The 18,891-nt window shown below is 55.6% G+C and carries 17 protein-coding genes; 7 read left to right on the forward strand and 10 right to left on the reverse strand.

The window, feature by feature from the left end; translation table 11 throughout:
* Positions 1 to 160 precede the first annotated feature (160 nt).
* Positions 161 to 805 carry a TetR/AcrR family transcriptional regulator gene (locus GRPL_RS12995; protein ID WP_032686825.1) on the forward strand — a complete coding sequence of 215 codons (645 nt, stop codon included), beginning with the start codon at positions 161 to 163 and terminating at the stop codon, positions 803 to 805.
* A gap of 21 nt (positions 806 to 826) precedes the next feature.
* On the opposite strand, the gene GRPL_RS12990 is transcribed toward GRPL_RS12995, so the two are convergent.
* Positions 827 to 2,335, reverse strand: coding sequence for an acyl CoA:acetate/3-ketoacid CoA transferase (locus GRPL_RS12990; protein ID WP_032695356.1), 1,509 nt, complete (start codon positions 2,333 to 2,335; stop codon positions 827 to 829).
* A 182-nt stretch (positions 2,336 to 2,517) separates the two neighbouring features.
* On the opposite strand from GRPL_RS12990, the gene GRPL_RS12985 reads away from it, so the two are divergent.
* The gene (locus GRPL_RS12985; RefSeq protein WP_032699210.1) at positions 2,518 to 3,546 is read left to right on the forward strand and encodes an aldo/keto reductase; all 1,029 of its coding nucleotides are present in this window, start codon (positions 2,518 to 2,520) and stop codon (positions 3,544 to 3,546) included.
* A 77-nt stretch (positions 3,547 to 3,623) separates the two neighbouring features.
* On the opposite strand, the gene GRPL_RS12980 is transcribed toward GRPL_RS12985, so the two are convergent.
* The 5 genes from GRPL_RS12980 to GRPL_RS12960 form a co-directional block, all read right to left on the reverse strand.
* Complete coding sequence (locus GRPL_RS12980; RefSeq protein ID WP_032699212.1) at positions 3,624 to 4,667, reverse strand: zinc-dependent alcohol dehydrogenase; 1,044 nt, start codon at positions 4,665 to 4,667, stop codon at positions 3,624 to 3,626.
* A gap of 12 nt (positions 4,668 to 4,679) precedes the next feature.
* The gene (locus GRPL_RS12975) at positions 4,680 to 5,696 is read right to left on the reverse strand and encodes an ABC transporter permease (RefSeq protein ID WP_032686828.1); all 1,017 of its coding nucleotides are present in this window, start codon (positions 5,694 to 5,696) and stop codon (positions 4,680 to 4,682) included.
* Between the two features lie 19 nt (positions 5,697 to 5,715).
* Positions 5,716 to 7,221, reverse strand: a complete 1,506-nt coding sequence (locus tag GRPL_RS12970) for a sugar ABC transporter ATP-binding protein (RefSeq protein ID WP_032687311.1) — start codon at positions 7,219 to 7,221, stop codon at positions 5,716 to 5,718.
* 5 nt (positions 7,222 to 7,226) lie between these two features.
* On the reverse strand, positions 7,227 to 8,192 hold the full coding sequence (locus GRPL_RS12965; RefSeq protein ID WP_032699213.1) for an ABC transporter permease: 966 nt from the start codon (positions 8,190 to 8,192) through the stop codon (positions 7,227 to 7,229).
* A gap of 67 nt (positions 8,193 to 8,259) precedes the next feature.
* Positions 8,260 to 9,375: a sugar ABC transporter substrate-binding protein gene (locus GRPL_RS12960; RefSeq protein WP_032686830.1), complete on the reverse strand. Its 1,116-nt coding sequence runs from the start codon at positions 9,373 to 9,375 to the stop codon at positions 8,260 to 8,262.
* A gap of 485 nt (positions 9,376 to 9,860) precedes the next feature.
* On the opposite strand from GRPL_RS12960, the gene GRPL_RS12955 reads away from it, so the two are divergent.
* From GRPL_RS12955 to GRPL_RS12945, 3 genes are read left to right on the forward strand one after another with little or no spacing between them, the layout of a single operon-like run.
* Entirely contained in the window at positions 9,861 to 10,640 is a 780-nt protein-coding gene (locus GRPL_RS12955) for a 3-ketoacyl-ACP reductase (protein ID WP_032687312.1), read from the forward strand.
* An 18-nt stretch (positions 10,641 to 10,658) separates the two neighbouring features.
* A complete protein-coding gene (locus GRPL_RS12950) occupies positions 10,659 to 11,837 on the forward strand; it encodes a glycerate kinase (RefSeq protein WP_032686831.1) in 1,179 nt (392 codons plus the stop codon).
* Complete coding sequence (locus tag GRPL_RS12945) at positions 11,834 to 12,619, forward strand: aldo/keto reductase (RefSeq protein WP_032695352.1); 786 nt, start codon at positions 11,834 to 11,836, stop codon at positions 12,617 to 12,619. Before GRPL_RS12950 ends, GRPL_RS12945 begins: the two co-directional genes overlap by 4 nt.
* A gap of 58 nt (positions 12,620 to 12,677) precedes the next feature.
* On the opposite strand, the gene GRPL_RS12940 is transcribed toward GRPL_RS12945, so the two are convergent.
* The 4 genes from GRPL_RS12940 to GRPL_RS12925 form a co-directional block, all read right to left on the reverse strand.
* Entirely contained in the window at positions 12,678 to 14,201 is a 1,524-nt protein-coding gene (locus GRPL_RS12940; RefSeq protein ID WP_480066330.1) for an MFS transporter, read from the reverse strand.
* Positions 14,202 to 14,356: 155 nt separating this feature from the next.
* Positions 14,357 to 15,553 (reverse strand): MFS transporter, encoded by a 1,197-nt coding sequence (locus GRPL_RS12935; protein ID WP_032699216.1) that lies wholly within the window; start codon positions 15,551 to 15,553, stop codon positions 14,357 to 14,359.
* Entirely contained in the window at positions 15,550 to 15,945 is a 396-nt protein-coding gene (locus GRPL_RS12930; RefSeq protein WP_032686835.1) for a GlcG/HbpS family heme-binding protein, read from the reverse strand. The genes GRPL_RS12935 and GRPL_RS12930 overlap by 4 nt, the downstream gene beginning before the upstream one ends.
* Before the next feature lie 97 nt (positions 15,946 to 16,042).
* Positions 16,043 to 16,747: an IclR family transcriptional regulator gene (locus tag GRPL_RS12925; protein ID WP_032699218.1), complete on the reverse strand. Its 705-nt coding sequence runs from the start codon at positions 16,745 to 16,747 to the stop codon at positions 16,043 to 16,045.
* Positions 16,748 to 17,036: 289 nt separating this feature from the next.
* Here GRPL_RS12925 and GRPL_RS12920 point away from each other — a divergent pair, with 289 nt between their 5' ends.
* Positions 17,037 to 17,939 carry an alpha/beta hydrolase gene (locus GRPL_RS12920; RefSeq protein WP_050500298.1) on the forward strand — a complete coding sequence of 301 codons (903 nt, stop codon included), beginning with the start codon at positions 17,037 to 17,039 and terminating at the stop codon, positions 17,937 to 17,939.
* 478 nt (positions 17,940 to 18,417) lie between these two features.
* Complete coding sequence (gene accB, locus GRPL_RS12915) at positions 18,418 to 18,882, forward strand: acetyl-CoA carboxylase biotin carboxyl carrier protein (RefSeq protein ID WP_032699220.1); 465 nt, start codon at positions 18,418 to 18,420, stop codon at positions 18,880 to 18,882.
* Positions 18,883 to 18,891: the final 9 nt, after the last annotated feature.

Raw genomic sequence — 18,891 nt, forward strand, 5'->3', positions numbered from 1 at the left:
ATATATTAGCATGCTGTTTTTGGATTGAATAAGGAAACGCCAGCCCTTGTAATGAAATTGTTAAGCGGCTAGCAGAAAGGAGATTAGCGAAAAATTTTTCTTGATTTCCGCCAATGAGTAAGGGTTAATCATCAGCCAGATCCGCAACCAAAACGATGTAATGACTAAATCAGCTACGGAAAAAACAGTACAGGTCCGTGACCCTGTTGCGACACAAAATCGGATCCTGAAAGCCGCGAAACGCGAGTTCGCGCAAAAGGGACTCGGCGGCGCACGCATTGACGTTGTCGCTGAAAAGGCAAAATCAAATAAGCGTATGATTTATCACTATTTTGGTAGCAAAGAGCAGCTTTTCCAGAAAGTTGTCGAAGATTCCTACCTTGATATTCGTGCCGCGGAAAAAAAATTAAATCTCGAAAGTCTGGAACCGAAAGAAGCGGTTGAAGCGCTGGTCAGGTTTACCTGGAACTACTACCTGAAAAACCCGGAGTTTCTGACGCTGGTGAACAGCGAAAACCTGCATCGCGCCGTACATCTGAAAAAATCGGTGGCGATCAAGTCGGCGCAGAAATCGATGGTCACCCTGATGGAAGGCATTCTGCAGCGCGGTGTGGAGCAGGGCGTTTTCCGGGCGGGCGTGGATGCGGAACAGCTGGTGATCACCATTGCGGCGGTCAACTATTATTACTTCAATAATAAATATACCGGCGCCATTCTGTTCGATCGCAATTTCATGGATGCTGATTCCCTTCAGCAGCGCCTTGATTTTAACGTCGAAACGATAATGCGGATACTGCAGCCCTGATATCCGCATTGCGTGATGTATTCAGAGAGAAACCAGCGCGGGGCGATCGACTTTCGGGCAGAATTGCATACGCTGCAAAATATCCTGCTCGAGGTTAACCCCGCTGACAATCGCCGCCAGTTCCACCCCTTCTTCCGTTAGCCTGAAAATGGCGCGCTCCGTGACGTACAGCACTTCCTGCCCGCGTTTTATGGCTTCCGGCCCGCTGAAAGTGATATGGCGAACCTTTTGCACCAGCTTGGGAATTTGCCCGTGAGACTCAATCTGTAAACGCTCACCCTGCTGGCACACCTGTAGGCCTTTTGCTTCGAAGGTGCCGCAGAAAACGACCTTTTTGGCGCCGCAGGTAATATCAATAAAGCCGCCCGGTCCAACGATAGTGTCGCCGAGTTGCGAAACGTTGACGTTACCTTCAGCATCCATCTCGCCCATGCCGAGGAAGGTGATATCCAGCCCGCCGCCGCTAAACAGATCGAACTGATCGAGCGAGCTGACAATGGCCTGCGGATATTTAGCCGCGCCGAACAGCGCGCCGTCGAGAAGCTGGCCGTTGTGAATGCCTTGTTCCACCATTTGCCAGCAGGAGTCGACCAGCGATTTGTCGGCCATGGCGGAGATCCCGCCGGGGATGCCGAATCCATAATTGACCCGCATATTCGGTTTCAGCTCCCGTACCGCCAGGCCCGAGATCAGGCGGCGAATGCCCTCTGCTGGCGCGTCGAGCGGGTGTTCATCCGGCGGGGCGACCTGTCCGGAGATGGCCGGGTCGTATTCGGCAAGATAGCTCTGCCACTGCGTCGGGCACTTAACGATATGGTCGATCATCACACCGGGAACGGTGACCTTACGGGCCGGGACAAAGTGTTCATCCGCGGTGGATTTCACCTGGGCGATAACCATCCCGCCGTTGTTGTGTGCCGCTAAGGCGACGGCATAAGTATCCAGGTCCGCGGGCTCTTCGCTGGTGGAGATATTCGCCACGACGTCCGCCTGCGATCCGTGAATCACCGCAACATCGACTTTAAACGGTTTGTAATGCAGCCAGGTTTTACCGTCGAGTTCAATGCGCGAAACGATATCCTCGCAGGTGATGTCATTGCATTTGCCACCGCTTATCAACGGGTCGACAAAAGTGCCTAGCCCGACGCTGGAAATGACCCCCGGGCGCCCGGCGCCGCTTTCGCGATACAGCGTCATGATGATGCCGGTAGGTAAACAGTAGGCTTCTATCTGATTGTCGCGGGCCATTTTTTGTAGCTCGGAAGACCATGACCAGTGGCCGCCGATGATCCGTTTCACCAGCCCCGGTATAGCGAGGCGGCCAAGTCCGGATCCTTTGCCGTTTCCGATCCCTAAAGCATGAATCAGGGTGAGATTGCGCGGGTGTCCGGTTTCGCGGTAGCGCGTCGCGATGGCCGCCATGACGTAGTCAGACTCCAGCAGGCCGCCGCCGGAACCGGTGAAGGCAACGGTGGAGTTGTCTTTGATCAAAGCAACAGCTTCTTCGACGCTTTTTAGTTTGCCATGCATGCTCGTTATCCTCGTTGAACTCAGTACAAAATAAACTAACTAGTTAGTTACAATTGCAGAAAGTAAAAGCCGGATCAACGTCATTAATGCCGCTTTGTTATCCAGGTAACATTTTCACAACATTCGTTTTGATATAACTATCTTGTTAGTTAATTAAACCATCAGCCTGCAGGAGTACAGACATGGATCCATCACAGAAAAATGCGTTTGGCCGTACCGCTATTCAGGTCACGGCAATGGGTTACGGCGCCGCGCCAATTGGCAATATTTTCCGTCCCATCAGTGAACAAGAATCGGAGAACATGATTCGCCAGGCGTGGGACAACGGTCTGCGCTATTTTGATACCGCGCCGCTCTATGGCCATGGCCTGAGCGAAGCGAGGGTTGGCCACGGTTTGCGCTGGTATCCCCGCGATGAGTATGTGTTGTCCACTAAGGTCGGTCGTCTGCTGAAGCCGAAAAAACGCAGTGAAATTGATTCCGGGGTGTGGGTCAATCCGCTGCCGTTTGAGGCGGTCTTTGATTACTCCTATTCGGCAACTATGCGATCCATCGAGGACAGTCTGCAGCGCATGGCGCTGGAGCATATCGATATCGCGTTTATTCACGACTGCGATTTTTATACCCATGGGGATCAGCAGCCGCACTACTTTCGCCAGGCGATGGACGGCGCATGGCGCGCGCTGGCGCAGCTGCGCGATGAAGGCGTGATTAAAGCGGTAGGGATGGGCGTCAATGAATGGCAGGTGTGCCATGCGGCGCTGCAGGAAGCCGACTTTGACTGTTTCCTGCTGGCCGGGCGCTATACGTTGCTGGAACAAGAGGCATTAAAAGCGTTTCTGCCGCTGTGCGAAGAGCGCAATGCGGCGGTGGTGATCGGCGGGGGATTCAACAGCGGGATACTGGCGACCGGGGCGGTTGAGAACGCGAAATATAACTATGGCCCGGCCAGCCAGGCGATTTTGCAAAAGGTCAGCAAAATTGAAAACGTCTGCCGCGATTATCACGTCAGTCTGCCAGCGGCCGCGCTACAGTTTGTTCTGGCTCACCCGGCGGTGCCGACGATTATTCCTGGCACCCGCACGGTAGCGCAGCTGGAAAACTGCCTGGAGTGGATTGCCGCGCCGATCCCGGATGATTTCTGGCGTACGCTGCAACAACAGGGGCTGCTGGATGAAGCGGCGCCAACGCCGGCCGATCGCCTCATCTGAGCGATGCGGGAAGGTAAAAAGGTGCTCATCAGGAGCACCTTTTTTTATTCTGCCGTCTTATCCGCGTGGCGAAAATCTTACTCGTGGGCAATATGCAGCTGGGTTTTCAGGTGCTGCGGATGAGCGAGCAGGGTGGAGAAAACCTGCTGAATATCCTCCAGCGGGTGGACGGATTCGCGGAAAGGGGCGGTAATAAAACGTTGATGGCTCAGCAGATGCAGCGCCTGGTGCATATCTTCTCCCATTCCGGCCACGCTGCCCTGAATCCTCTGTTCTTTTAAAATGATCTCCAGCGGTTTAATGGCTATCTCGGTTTGCGCATCGGTTAAACCGAAGGCCAGCAGCCGTCCACCGGGGCGCATAAACGTCAGGGCCTGTTTATACAATTCCGGATGACCGACGCTTTCGATCACCACGTCGGCGCCACGTCCCTCCGTGAGCGCCTTGATCTGCTCCAGCGCGACTTCGGGGTCGGTGATGACGCTGTCCGCTCCGCACTGTCTGGCGAGTTCGGCCCGCTGCGGATTCAGCTCTACGGCAATAATCGGCGCGGCGCCCAGCAAACGCGCCATCTGAATATGCATATTGCCCACCGGGCCCGCGCCAATCACCACCACCGACTCTGCCACGCTAAGGCCTATTTTTTTACTGGCGCGCACCACGCAGGAGAACGGTTCGGTCAGACAGGCAACGCTATCCGCAATCTCATCGCCGAGCGGAATCACCAGGCGGGCCGGAATCGCCACGTACTGAGCAAACGCGCCGTGGGTGTGAATGCCGAGCTGGCGGATCTCCGGGCAGTTCAGCAGTTCGTTCCGCCGACAATAATAGCAGTGGCCGCAGCCGATATTGATGTCGGCGACTACCCGCTGGCCCGGCGTCAGCGTCGAGACCTGGCGACCAACGGCAACAATTTCTCCGCTGAACTCGTGGCCGGGAATTAACGGCAGCTTATCCTGGGAGTAATGGCCATTATAGATATGGATATCGGTTCCGCAGATTGAACAGCGGGTGACGCGAATCAGTACCTCGTCGTCGCCGTAGGCGGGGACCGGAACCTGGCGAATTTCGAACGTTTTGGGCGCCGTCAGCACCGCGGCCTTCATTAATTTGGGGATCATAGCCCGCTCCGGTTATTTAACGGTGGAAATTTTGGCGCGATCGATGGTCATCGCGATCGCCACAATCATCAGCACGCCGAAGAAGATCTGCTGCGCCTGCGCTTCGACGTTCAGGTAAGTCATACTGGTACGAATAACGGCCACGATGAGGGTGCCGATAAGCGTGCTCAATACGCCGCCCACGCCCCCGGTCAGCGGGGTGCCGCCCAGCAACACCGCAACGATGGCCGGTAGCAGGAACTGGTCGGCCATGGTCGGCGATGCGCCGGAAAGACGGGTTGCCAGCAGCACCCCGGCGGCGGCGGAGAACGCCCCGGCAATGGCGAAGGTGATAATCTTCACCTTGATGACCTTCACGCCGCTGGCGAGCGCTGCGGATTCACCGGCACCAATCGCCTTCATGTGGCGTCCCAGCGCGGTGCGTCTTTCCATCAGCAGGGCCAGCAGCAGCAGTACCGCCGCGATAATGATTTCCATCGGCAGCGTAAAGACGGTGCTGGTCATCCAGCCAACCGTCTGGCTGCGAATATCGCCCGGGATATAGAACGCGCGTTGTCCGGATATCACCTGCCCGGTGGCATAAGCAATGCCCCCGACGGCGAGCGTGGTAATGAATGACGATATTTTGAAGCGGGTATGCACCCAGCCGGAGATCGCGCCGAACAGCGCGCCGACGAGCAGGGTGAGCGGAATCGCCAGCGCGCCAATTTGCGACAACAGAATGACCAGCACCACCGTCGACATACTGGCAATCGACTGGGCGGATAAATCTATGCCGCCGATATAAATTACAAAGGTCATGCCAATCGCCATAATAAACAGCGTCGACGCATCCTGCAGCAGCTGGAATATATTGTCGGGTTTAAGAAAATCCGGGTTATAGAGGCTGACCAGGGCGACTAATACCACCAGAGTCAGAATGGGTAAATAACGCGTAATTTTTTCACGCCCGGTTAATGGCGGCCGGGTCGGGCTACCGGTGTTATTTTTTGTCGGCACTGCTAATAAATCAGAACGGGTGATTTTCATGGAGATTTGCCTTAATAACCTAGACGAAGTGCTGCAATAATTCATATTGCTCCGGACGCTTCTCTTCACAGCCGGTAAACTGATATCTCAGCTGGCCGTCCTTAAAAATAGCGATGGTATGGGCGAGACCGATGGCCTCCTCCAGAGAATCGGCGATCAAAATCACGCCGCATTGTTCATCGGTGAAGTCGCGCACGAGGTCGTAGACATCCTCTTTGGCGCCGATATCGAGGCCGCGGGTAGGGTGGTCGAGGAGGATGATTTTCGCCTCGGCGGTTCGCCATTTAGACAGCACCACCTTTTGCTGATTGCCGCCGGAGAGCTTGCCGCACTGTGTATCAATGCTGGCGGTTTTTATCGACAGCTTTTTAACCCACTCATTGGCCAGCTGGCGCTCGTGATGCACCTGCAGCAGTCCGGCGCGGGAATAGTCCTGCAGGTTAGCGAGAGTGATGTTTTCCACCACCGACATCCCTTCGACGATGCCCTCGATTTTGCGCTCGCGCGGGATATATCCTACCCCTTCAGCGATGCTGTGCGTGGGGCTGAATTTGCGGACCGGTCTACCGTTGAGCATCACTTCTCCCTGCTCGGGCTGCAGCAAACCGAAGATGGTCCGGATGATCTCTTCGGTCCCCGCCCCTTCGGTGCCAACCAGCGCCAGCACTTCGCCAGCGTGCAGCGACAGCGAGACATTCTGATAATGGCCCGGCAATGAGATATTTTTTAACTCGACCAGGGTGGTCGCTTTATGGATGCCGTGTTTGCGATGCTCGCGGTAATAGCGTTCATCGATATCCCGACCGACCATCTGACGCTGAATATTCACCACATCAAACCGGTCGCGGGTGAGCATATCCATGACCTGCCCGTCCTTCATCACGTAGATGCGGTCGGAAAGGGTCATCACCTCATCAAGACGATGCGAAACAAAAATGAAAGAGGCCCGGCTTTTCAGCTCTCTGACCAGCGCAAACAGCAGCTCGATCTCCTGGGCAGGTAACACTGAGGTCGGCTCATCGAGCAGGATAATTAAATGGCCGCTGCTTCTCTCCTCGAGAGTTAAAACCTTCGCCAGCTCCACCAGCTGACGTTGGGTAAACGACAGCTCGGAGGTGATTGTTTTCGGGTCGATATCCAGTTTGACTTTCGCCAGCTGTTTTCTGGCTGCCGCCGCCATCTTTTTCCAGTTAATCACTCCAAGTTTTTTAAACGGCTGTTCAAAGCCGAGGAAAATATTCTCCATTACGCTCAGATTGGAAATTAATGACTGCTCCTGAAACACCATCCCGATGCCTTGCATCATGGCATCGCGCGGTGAGCGAAATACCACCGGCTGACCATTAATCAGCACTTCGCCTTTATCGTGCTGATAGGCGCCGTATATAATTTTCATCAGCGTTGATTTTCCGGCACCGTTTTCACCGACTAAGCCAACAATTTCTCCGGGATTAATTTGCAGATTGATATTTTGCAAAGCCAGAACGCCCGGAAACGATTTACCAACATTTTTAAATTCAAGCATAATCGTCACTTCACTATTTGCAGACGTTTACGATTAGTGACTAAGGCCACCGAGAGAATAACTAACGCACCTAAAACGCCCTGTTGGATATAGGTCGGGAAACCGACCAGCACCATGCCATTGTTAATCACGTTGATAATCAGCACGCCGATCAGGCTTTGCCATACGCCGCCGTTGCCACCCATTAAGGAGGTACCGCCGACGACCACGGAGGTGATGGCGATAAAGATATAACCGTCCCCCAGGTTGCTGGCGACCGACCCCAGGCGGGCTACCGCAAAGACGGCGCCCAGTCCGTAAAAGACCCCGGCCAGCGCAAAACCGAGCACGCGAATACGCTTTACCGACAGACCGGAAGCGTAGGCCAGATGCTCGCCGCCGCCGACCGCATAAAAATTACGTCCCAGCGCGGTATAGCGTTGAATAAACCAGGCAAACAGCAGGGCCGCCCCGGCGAGATAGACCATCAGCGGGAAATCAAAAATGCGCTCGGTCAGCAGGAGCCGGAATGTCCGGTCGGGCAGGGGGATACGTTCGCCGCCGGTAATCACCATGGTGACGCCAATTAAGCTGAAACCAATCCCCAGACTGACCAGAAATGAGGGGATTTTAAGCTTGACGTGAATCAGACCATTAATGAGCCCGCAGGCGGCCGAAATAAGAATCGCTGCGGGGATGGCTAAATAACCGAGTTCGCTAAAGCCGCCCAGTTTTACCATAATAATGGCCAGCATCGAGCCGCAGAAAGCCATAATGCCTTCAATTGACAGGTCGATCGAACCCATAATGATGATAAACGTCACGCCAATGGCGATCATTAACGGCGCGGCGCTGGCGGTCAGTAAACGCGAGAAATTACGCACCGATAAAAAGCCGGGATAAATCACGCTGATGATGGTGCACAGGAGCAGCAGCACCATCAGCGGCGCCCATTTGCGCAAAAACTCTTTATAGCTGGAATGTGATGACATGTTCGACCTTCACTCATTGAATGTATAACGTCTTCATTGAGAATAAATATCCGCTGAAGGGGGGATACTATAATTTGCGATACTGAATGGGGCCTTTCGACGCCTGCCAGAAATTGTTCCAGTCGACTACCGGCGTATTGACGATATTTTCCTGATACCACTTCTGCGCATCGTCTTTGGTTATCATGATCGTCGGGCCATAAAATTCGCGATGCTCATGCGGTTCGGCGGAAGGTTTGAAGCTGCCGATAGCCGCATGGTGCGCCAGGGATAGCGCGATGCCGCCAGCCCAGTAGGGGTCAGTGCTGACGGTGCAGAGTATTTCACCGCTGATGCACAGCTTAACGGCATCCGGGGTACCGTCGTAGGAGACGATCGGAATCTGCCCTGCGAGGCCCTCAGCGCGCAGCGCCTCAATAATGCCGAGAGTCATGCTGTCGTTGGAAGAGAAAATGCCTTTGATATCATCCCCGAAGCGGGTGAGCATCGTCGACATCATGTCGTTGGCTTTTGAAGTACTCCAGTCCGCATCCTGCCAGTCCAGCAGTTTGATATCCGGATTCTCCTTCAGCTTGTGCATCAACCCCGCTTTGCGTTCAATCGCCGGGACGTTAGAGGCGATGCCGCCCAGCCCGACAATCCCGCCTTTTTTACCCATCGCGTCAAACAGCAGCTGCGCGCACTGTTGCGCCGGTTCGAAATCAGACCAGCTGATATGGGCGACGTAGTTGTCGCCAAAATCCCACGGATGCAGATCCTCGGTTTTGTTCCAGATGGTGGTAATAAACGCCCCGCGTTGCTGACAGGCGGTCACCACCGCCCGGGCGTTAGGGGCATCGTTCGGATCGCAGCCGATCGCCAGTTTCCCTTCGGTTTTCGAGAGCAGGGCTTTGATATCAGAGAGCACCTTCTCGTTATTACCGCCGTTAATCAGACTCACCATCGGCGAGTTTTGACTCTTCGCATAAGATTGCCCGCCGGCGGCAATCGCGTTCCAGTAGGAGTTATCAGGATCGCGGTAGCCCCAGGCCAGAGTGAAATTCCCCCCTTCGGCAGCCATGGCTTTCGAGAGTGGGCTGATAAGCGGGAGCGCAGCCATGCCGCCGATGCCAAGGGCGCTTTTCAGCAGGAATTCACGTCGGCTAATCACGCTTTTTTCAACGAATTTTTTAATAAATGACATAGCGATATTTCCTGTCTTTTCGGTTCACATGGAGAATCGTTTCTGGTGATAAAACACGTAACATGTAAATAACTAATTACTTACAAGTTGAGGATATATCATCCACGAAAGTAATTGGCAATGAAGGGGAAGGTAGGCCGTTTGCCTGGCGTTTTTATCTGGCAGGAAATTATCTAGTTATTTGTTTTTAATGATTATTTATGAATGCGTTATTGGCAAATGCGTCAGTGCCCGTGAGCCGGTCTTTTGCCAGGGAATGAATATTATCTATATGATTTATATTAATTTTGTTGCTCTGTCTCTGCGGGCGGTGTTTTGCTTGCGTTTGGGAGATCAGTCACAAAGATTTTGTTGGCGATCAGCCCCTCAACTCCGGTGTCTACCTGGATCGCATATTTGATATTTGTAAGTAACTATTTATTTACAAGTAGCGAAGGGCGTCGTTATGATTTCGGCGTATGCTCAACCAACAATGGGACGAAAAAATGACGGTTAAAACACGACAGGTTGCGTTTATCACCGGCGGGGCTCGCGGCATTGGTTTTGAGATTGCTGCGAAGCTGGCGCAGGCCGGTTTTGATATTGCGCTGAATGATTATCAGGATTCCGCCACGCTACAGGCATCGGTCGCGCGACTAGAAGGGTGGGGGGTGAAAGCGGTCGCGATCCCCGGGGATGTGGCGGATATCAGCCTGCACGACAGGATGCTGGCGCGGGCGGAAAATGCGCTCGGGCCGTTGACGACGTTCGTGAATAACGCCGGTGTCTCGGTGACCAGCCGCGGCGATCTCCTCGACGTGACGCCGGAAAGCTACGATCGCTGCCAGGCGATTAACGCCCGCGCTACGTTCTTCCTCTGTCAGGCATTTGCCAGACGCCTGCTCGCCCGCACCTGCTTGCCAGAACTGCACTACAGCCTGATCGTGGTCTCTTCTTCGAACGCCTCCGCGGCCTCTATCAATCGTGGAGAGTATTGCGTGTCGAAAGCCGGGGCTGCGATGGTGGCGAAATTGTTTGCCGCGCGTCTCGCGCAGGCCGGAGTGCAGGTTTTTGATATCCAGCCGGGGCTGATTGTCACCGAAATGACCCAGCCTTCGCTGGCCATGTATCAACAGCGCGTCGATGAAGGCTTAACCCTGTTGCCGGAGCTGGGGACTCCCGCGCAGATAGGCACCATCGTGACCACCCTCGCCAGCGGGGGAATGCCCTATTTAACCGGTCAGGTGATTAGCGCCGATGGCGGCATGCTGGTTCCCCGTTTCTGATTTAAGCAGGTAAATGCGATGAAAATAATTATTGCCCCGGACTCCTTCAAGGAGAGCCTCTCCGCCAGCGCGGTGGCGGATGCTATCGAACGGGGTCTGCGCAGAGCGCTGCCTGATGCGCAATATGTAAAACTGCCGATCGCCGATGGCGGCGAAGGCACGGTTGACGCGCTGATTAATGCCACCGCCGGACAGCTGATTTTCGTACCGGTTACCGGGCCGATGGGGAGGCCGGTGAACGGTTTTTTTGGCCTGCTGGGGGATGGGAAAACGGCGGTCATTGAAGTGGCCGCCGCCTGCGGTTTGCAGTGGGTGGCGCCGCAAGACCGGGACCCGCTAATCGCGACCAGCTATGGGGTCGGAGAGCTCATTAAGGCGGCGTTGGACCGAGGCGTCGACAAAATTATTATTGGTCTGGGGGGCAGCGCCACCAATGAGGGCGGGATTGGCATGCTGCAGGCGCTGGGCTGTCGCTGTACCACCGCCAGCGGAGACGAAGTCTCGTGGGGCGCTGCGGGACTCGATGAACTGACTGAGATTGAGTGCGCCGGTCTCGATCCGCGATTAGCCGGGGTAACGCTTCAGCTGGCCTGCGATGTGAACAATACGCTGCTCGGCGAGCAGGGCGCTACTGCGGTTTTTGGTCCGCAAAAAGGGGTGACCGCGCACACGGCGCTGAGGATTGAAAACAACCTCGCCCGGGTCGCCCGCGTTCTCAGCGCCCGCTCCGGAACGGATATCGCCAGCCTCAAGGGCGGCGGTGCGGCCGGCGGCATGGGCGCCACGCTGCAGGGGATACTGGGTGCTGAAATGTCCAGCGGCATCGATCTTGTGCTTAACACGCTGAATTTTGATGAGCAGGTGCGCGAGGCCGATCTGGTGATTACCGGCGAAGGGCGGCTTGACGCCCAGACCAGCAGCGGTAAGGGGCCTGCCGGCGTGATCGGCCGTGCGCATGCCCACGGTTGCCCAAGTATTGCGCTGGCCGGGTCGCTCGGCAGTGGTTATGAAGCGCTGTACGCGATCGGACTCAATTCGGCGTTTTCGCTGGTTCCCGGCATTATCTCCTACGAGCGCGCGCTGCGCGAAGCCGCTGCTCTGCTGGAGTCGACGGCGTTCAATATTGCCTCGCTATGGCATCTGGCGGCGAGCCAATCGGGTTGTCACCTGCGTCCTCCGTTGAGGGAAAAAACATGAATATTCTTTATCGGCCTGAATTTATCCGCGGTTTTGGCACCTATAAACTGCGCGCAGAGAGATTAATGACGGCCCTCGAACAGGCGCTGAACGTGGGCTATCGGGCGATTGATACCGCGCAGATGTACGAAAATGAACGGGAGATTGGGCAAGTTCTGCGTCATCATCCCGTCGCTCGCAGCGAACTTTGTATTACCACCAAAGTGCTGCCGGCGAATTACCCCGCCGACCGGTTTATGGCTTCGGTGGCGCAAAGCCTGGCGGCATTGAATGTTGAACAGGTGGATGTGTTGTTGCTGCATAGTCCGCCAAAGCAGGACTTCAGCGCCACGTTGCGTTTGCTGGAACAGGCGCAGCGGCAGGGGCTGACGCAATGTATCGGCTTAAGTAATTTCTCTCCCCAGCAGATGGTCAGGGCACGTGAAGTTATTGCCACGCCGCTGGTTGTCAATCAGGTGGAGTTCCATCCGCTGCTGGATCAAAGCGACTTATTGCTGGCCGCGGTCGCTACGCAAATCCCGCTCTCCTCATACTGTTCAATAGCCCGGGGGGAAGTGCTTAAATACGGGCTTATTCACCGTCTGGCGGAATATTATGCCCGTACGCCGGCGCAAATTATTTTGCGCTGGATTTTACAGTCGGGCGTGCAGTCAAATACCATGTCCTCCGATCCGCAGAGAATTGCTGAGAACTTCGCGATCCTCGATTTCACCCTCTCCCATATCCACATGCAGCAGATAGCCGAATTAAAAAGTGCCAATTATCGCGTTGTAACCTTGTAAGCCGGGTTACAACGCGCTATCTGACGGGGAAGGCGAGTAGCGCCTTCCCCGTTATTGTTTATTTGGACCATGTGACCGTGTCAGCGTCCGGCCGGCGGCTAAGACGTGAAATCGAGTTATTCCCCCACAGTTCCTGATAACGCAGACCGGTAATCTCCTCGAGAATACGCTGGTTTTGCGGGTTTGCGGGGGCGAATGGCCCGCCGGCGAGGCGCATTCTGTCGCACTCCTCGCGCAGTACCGCATGCGTTTTGATATTCAGCGTAAAGCGACGTGATGCCAGGTAACCGGCAATCAGTAGCAGCGTGGTGCCGAGACTGAGTACGGCCAGGATAACGTAATGCACCGACTCCGGCTGCTGCGGCTGCCCGGGATTAAAATGCGCCAGCTGCAGCAGAACGCCGACGAGCATCACCGCTATTGCCTGCGATGCCTTACGCGTCATGGTCATGACGCCGGCGAAAATACCTTCGCGCCGCAGACCGGTGATCGCCTCGTCGACGTCGGCCATATAGGTGTAGGTATTCCACGGGATATAGTTAATGCCGCCGCGACCGAAGCCCGCCACCGCCGAGACCAGCATCAATACGGCAAGATGGGTAAAATCCCCGAGCCATAAAAAACCGTAGGTCAGGCAGGCAAGCGCAAAAAAGACCACCGCCAGACGATAGGCCGGGGCTGGCCCCCAGTGAATACACAGTGGGATCATGCAGAGCACGGCGATCAGCTGCATGATGGACATGATGCCGAGTAATTCGGAGGAGACGGTGGCGGTCTGGAACAGGACATATATGACGTAGTAGGTGAAAACGGCATTAAATACGTCCTGGGCGATAAACCCGCCGAGGTACATCCCAAGATGGGTGCGGAAGGCCTTAACTTTCAGGGTGGAGAGCGCGTCGCTGAAAAAACGCTTGAGTAAAGATCCGGACGCGGCAGGCGGCGCCTGCTGGTCAACGCTGCGCTCTCGTTCCCACGTATTGCAATACACCAGGGTCAGGGCGATGGCGCAGAGGATGGCAATCACCAGTCCGGCATAAAAGAAGGCGTGGGGGTTATCTTTTCCATACCAGCTAAAAAACAGGGCCGGCAGGTAGGCCGTGATGATGTACGACAGCTGGGCAAAAGAGATTCTCGCCCCTGAGAAGCGGGTCTTCTTTTTGAAGTCATCGGTCATTTCCGGAACCAGGGTTTCATACGGCACCAGAACCATGCTGTAGACCAGTTCGAAGACAAGATAGGTCAACAGGTAATAGAGGTAACCCATATCGCTGACCCAGATAAAACAGTAGGAAAAGACGGCGGGGATACCTGACAAAATAAAGAATTTGCGGCGACCAAACTTTTTCCCCAGAAAAGTGTGGCCGAAGTTGTCGGTAATATAGCCCATTAATGGACTGGCGATGGCATCGAAGACGCGCGCAATGGCGAAAATGGATGCGGCTTCAACCGCGCTCAGGTGACAGAAGTTGGTATAAAAGAACAGCAGCCAGGCACCGGTGAGTGCCGTCGTTCCCATACCAAAAAAATCCCCTGAGCCGTAGCTGAGATAGTGTTTTAACGTGATTGTTCTTGCCATGATATACGCCTGTTATCTGAGTAACGAGTTCGCAGTACCATAGTTCACTGATATTCAAAAGTAACCAACTTGTTAGTTACTTTTGATCGTGGATCACATTTCATTAACCACTAGTCACGCCGTTACCGGCAGCAGGGGAACGCGGAAAAAGCAGCGGCCTACGCCTGATGGGCGCGGCGTACATCCCGGGTCAATCGGGTGCTTAACCAGTACAGCGGAAGCTGAGCTATCGTCGCCAGGAGTACTCCGGCTAAGGGCGTCATCGCCATCAGCCCCTTCGCCACGATAGCGCTGCCCAGCGTTTCACCGAGGGTTATCCCCAAATTAAACGCCGCAATATTTAAGGCCGAAGCAAAATCGACGGCTTTTGGCGTCCAGCGTTCAGCGGTGCTCAGCATGCCGGCCTGAAAAGCCGGCGACATTCCGAACGCCAGCACTCCCCACAGGAATAACAGGACCATCATCGGCAGGCGCCAGGGTAACGCCACGGCCAGTAACATGAGGGTGACTGCCAGCAGCAATAGCATCCGGCGTAATGCGGGTGTCCAGCCCTGGGTCACCGTCAATTTGCCGCCGAGTTGATTCCCGATGAGCGTGGCGATGCCAAAAATAATCAGCAGTAAACTCGCGGTTTGCGATGAAAAGCCGCTGATGTCGGTCAGGATCGGCGTAATAAACGTGAACGCGGCAAAGCTGGCGCCAAAGCCGGTGATGGTTATCGCCATCATGGCCAGAATTTCCGGCCGCAGTAACGCCGCGAGTTGGGTGACGGTTTTACCCGCCTCAGGCACGGCCAGCCGGGGTACCCAGATTGCCGTGGCGACCCACGCCATCACGGCCAGCCCGGCGACAGCGTAAAACGGCAGCCGCCACCCGACGCTGTTACCGATCAGGCTGCCTAGCGGCACGCCGATCACCATGGCTAACGTCAGGCCGGAAAACATCAGGGCAATCGCGCGTCCGCCTTGCCCCGGTGGCGCGAGGCGGCTGGCCACGGTCGCGCCGATGGCAAAGAAACTGCCGTGCGCCACCGCAGTGATGGCCCGGCCTGCCAGCAGCAGCGGGTAGCTGTCTGCCAGCGAGGAGAGGATATTACCGGCCAGGAACAGCGTTATCAGGCTCAACAGCACCGTTTTACGCGCTAACCGCGCCAGACCCAGCACCGCCAGCGGCGTGCCAATCGCCAGCGCGAACGCATAGAGTCCGACCAGTTTACCCGCCGCGGCCAAAGAGACGTGAAGATCTCGCGCGATGGCCGGAAGAACCCCGACAACAATGAACTCCGCTACGCCAATGGCAAAAGAGGTCACCGCCAGGGCCCAAATCCCCGGATGTATTGGCGTTTTCTGACTCATCGTTCACCTGCAGCGGCCTGGGCGATAGACTGATCCTGTTCAACCGTGGCGCCAGCGACACCGACGGCGCCCAGGATGTCGCCATTCGTATCATGTAATACCACACCGCCGCCAAAGCTGATTAATCCGCCGTTGGTGTGTTCCAGACTGTAGATGGCCCCGCCGGGCTGGGCGTGTTCGCCAAGGTCAATGCTGTCGACGCCGAACAAGGCGGCGGTTCGCGCTTTCTTGATCGACACGTCAATGGTTCCGGCAACCGCCCCGTCCATACGCAGGAACTGACGCAGCAGGCCTGAATCGTCGACGACGCAAATTGAAACCGAAAAACCTCGCTCACGGGCCAGGGTTGAGGCGCGTAAAATAACATCCCGGGAAAGTTGCTCTAATTTCATTTTCAAAACTCCTCGTTTTAACAGGTGTTTTGATGATTCCAGAACTACCGGGATGAAGAAACAGGGGCGGGAGATATCCGCTTATTGTTTGATAATGTCAAACTTTCCACCGCATCAATTGTGTGACGAGATGGCTGATTCGCTCTGTGCTCAGGCGCTGAGAGGGGCCGGAAATACCCAGCGCGGCGACAATTTTCCCGTGTTGACGTAGCGGTAGCGCCAGGCAGTGCAATCCGCATTCGGCTTCTTCGAGATCAACGGCATAGCCCTGACGGATAATCGCCTGCAGCTCCTTTTCCAGCTCTGCGGACAACACGTCCGCCCGGCGCAGGCTGCGAATAATCTCCGCTTTATCCGCGAGGAGCACCTTGCCGATGGCTGAGGTGGTCATGCCTTCTCTGCGACCACGCGCGCTGAATACCGGTAGAGGGCCGTTAGCATCGATGGCGTCCAGGTAGAGGTATTCGCGCGTTCCGCACGGCACCGCCAGATAACACTCCTCGCCGCTGATCTCCGCCGCGTATTGTAGCAAGGGGGCGAAAAAGGATTTCACATCCTGATCGGCATCAATCAGCGTCTGAGCAATGGTTCTTAAGCGTAGACCCAGCGAGTAGCGGGTGCCGTTACGGGTGATATACCCCATTGCTGCTAAAGTGTTCAGCAACCCGTATATCGTGCTTTTATGCAGTTCCGACCGGCGGGCCAGATCGACTAATCGGGCATCGCCACCCAGCTCAGCGATGATCTCAAGGAGATTCATCGCCCGTTCTACGGACTGAATTTTACGACTTTCATCGATCATCGATGTTTCTCACTGTTGCCGCTCCCGACGCTCAAAGGCGGGGGAGATAATGGGCCGCATAATGAATAAAAAAGACCGGCGATACAATACGTCGTGTCGAGTGCCACGCGCGCCTGTGCCGTCATTTTTTGTCTAATTGAAAATGATATTGCTAACCATTATCATCATGGCGCTATGTGAATAAGGCTTATCCGCCAGAGTGATACGGGAAAAACAGGTGAAGAGAGAGTATCAACAGGGGAAGGATCATCCGTCCCGAAACAGAGTTCAGCGCATCGCGGCGTTTTGCATGCTCTCCTGTATGGCGCTGCTGTACGCCGGAAAAAGCGCGGCGAAACCGGATATGAAGCCGCTGGGGCCGAATATTGCCGATCGCGGGTCTGCGGTTTATCACTTCAGCGTGCATCAGTTTGACTCTGCGGATGGCAAAAGACACTACCGGGTCTGGACCGGCGTACCGGACAGATCGCCGCCGCCATCGGGCTATCCGGTGCTGTATATGCTGGATGGTAATGCGCTGATGGACCGTTTGTCGGAAGAGCTACTGAAACAACTGACCCAAAAAACGCCGCCGGTGATCGTGGCGATTGGCTACCAGACGCCGCTGCCCTTCGACACCCACGCCAGAGCCTACGACTATACGCCCGTGGCGCAGCAGCAGCGCGGGGCCGTTGCCGTCGGACATTATGCGCGCGAGGGGGGCGGCAGCGCGACGTTCCGCCAGCTGCTGGAAGGGCGCATCGCGCCAACGGTCGAAAAAAACATTAACATCGACCCCGATAAACGGGGCATCTGGGGGCACTCCTTCGGCGGGCTGTTCGTGCTGGACAGCTGGTTAACCTCCTCTTTTTTCCACTTTTATTACGCGGCCAGCCCTTCGCTGGGTAGAGACAATTTCGTCCTGCTGGAAAGAATGACATCGCTTAATCAACAGGGGGGCTGTCACAAGCAGCTCTATCTGATGGAGGGCGACGATCCGTCGGGAAGAAGCGCCGCCGCCGGCGCGACCGAGGTGCTGAGCAGGTTGCGCAAGACGGTATCCGCCCTGAGCGCTAACGGGCTGGCCGCGACCTACTGGCATTATCCTGGGCTCACGCACGGACCGATGTTTAATGCCTCCTTCCAGAGCGCTTTACTGCATCTCGCTGCGGCCGGTGAGCGCAGCGAAAAGAGGTGCGACATACACGGCTGACTCCGCGAGGCATCCATTCTGGCGCGTTGTTGGGGAGCGGGCGGCGGAGCGCTATTTCAGCCGCGCCGCCGAAGGTGGTTTGTACCAACGGGAGATTTCTCTGCCGATGGCAGGAGCGGCTGCTTTGTTGACAGTAGAAAAGCATACCGGGCTTTTCCAGGTATGGCTCCGGCTCTTCTGGCCTGGGAAACATGTCGTGTTTTAAGTGATGCCTGTCAGGCAATATGACCCCTTCATCGCTATTTCAGCACATCTTCGACGACATCCGCTTATTGACTAAACATGCTTTCCGGGCAGCCATAATCGGGTGACGAATCTGTAGCCTTTGCTTCGTGTAGTCTGTTCGATACCTTACTATTTTCTTATCCCGCCACCTGAAGTTCCTATGAAATACCGCCCGCTGGCTCTGCTATAACTGCACCACCACTGATTGCGCGATCGGGTATATCACTTCCAATTTCTGCGGAACCCGTTACTTATGGATATTGCCAGCATTGAAAAATTGATCGCCTTAGTCGAAGCCTCCGGCATTGGCGAACTGGAAATTGCCGAAGGCGCCAGCTCCGTGCGCATCAGCCGCGTCATCACCAGCCCGACTGTGGTCGGGCCATCCGCCGAACCTGCGGCCGTCGTTCAACCGCAGCCGGCCATGCCGATTCCGGCTGTGCAGGCGCCGGTTATCGCGCCGGGCCCAGCGCCGGAACACGTCACGCTGTCCCCGATGGTGGGAACCTTTTATCTCTCACCGGGGCCCGGTGCGCCGCCATTTGTGGTTGTCGGTCAGCAGGTCAACGCCGGCGATACTCTGTGTATCGTTGAAGCGATGAAGATGATGAAGATGATGAATCAGATCGCGGCGGATAACAGCGGGATCGTCAAAGCGATTCTGGCCACCGATGGTCAGCCGGTTGAGTTCGACCAGCCGCTGATGGTGATTGAATAGGGGGACGTC

This window comes from Klebsiella planticola ATCC 33531 (assembly GCF_000735435.1).
GTDB classification, from domain to species: domain Bacteria; phylum Pseudomonadota; class Gammaproteobacteria; order Enterobacterales; family Enterobacteriaceae; genus Klebsiella; species Klebsiella planticola.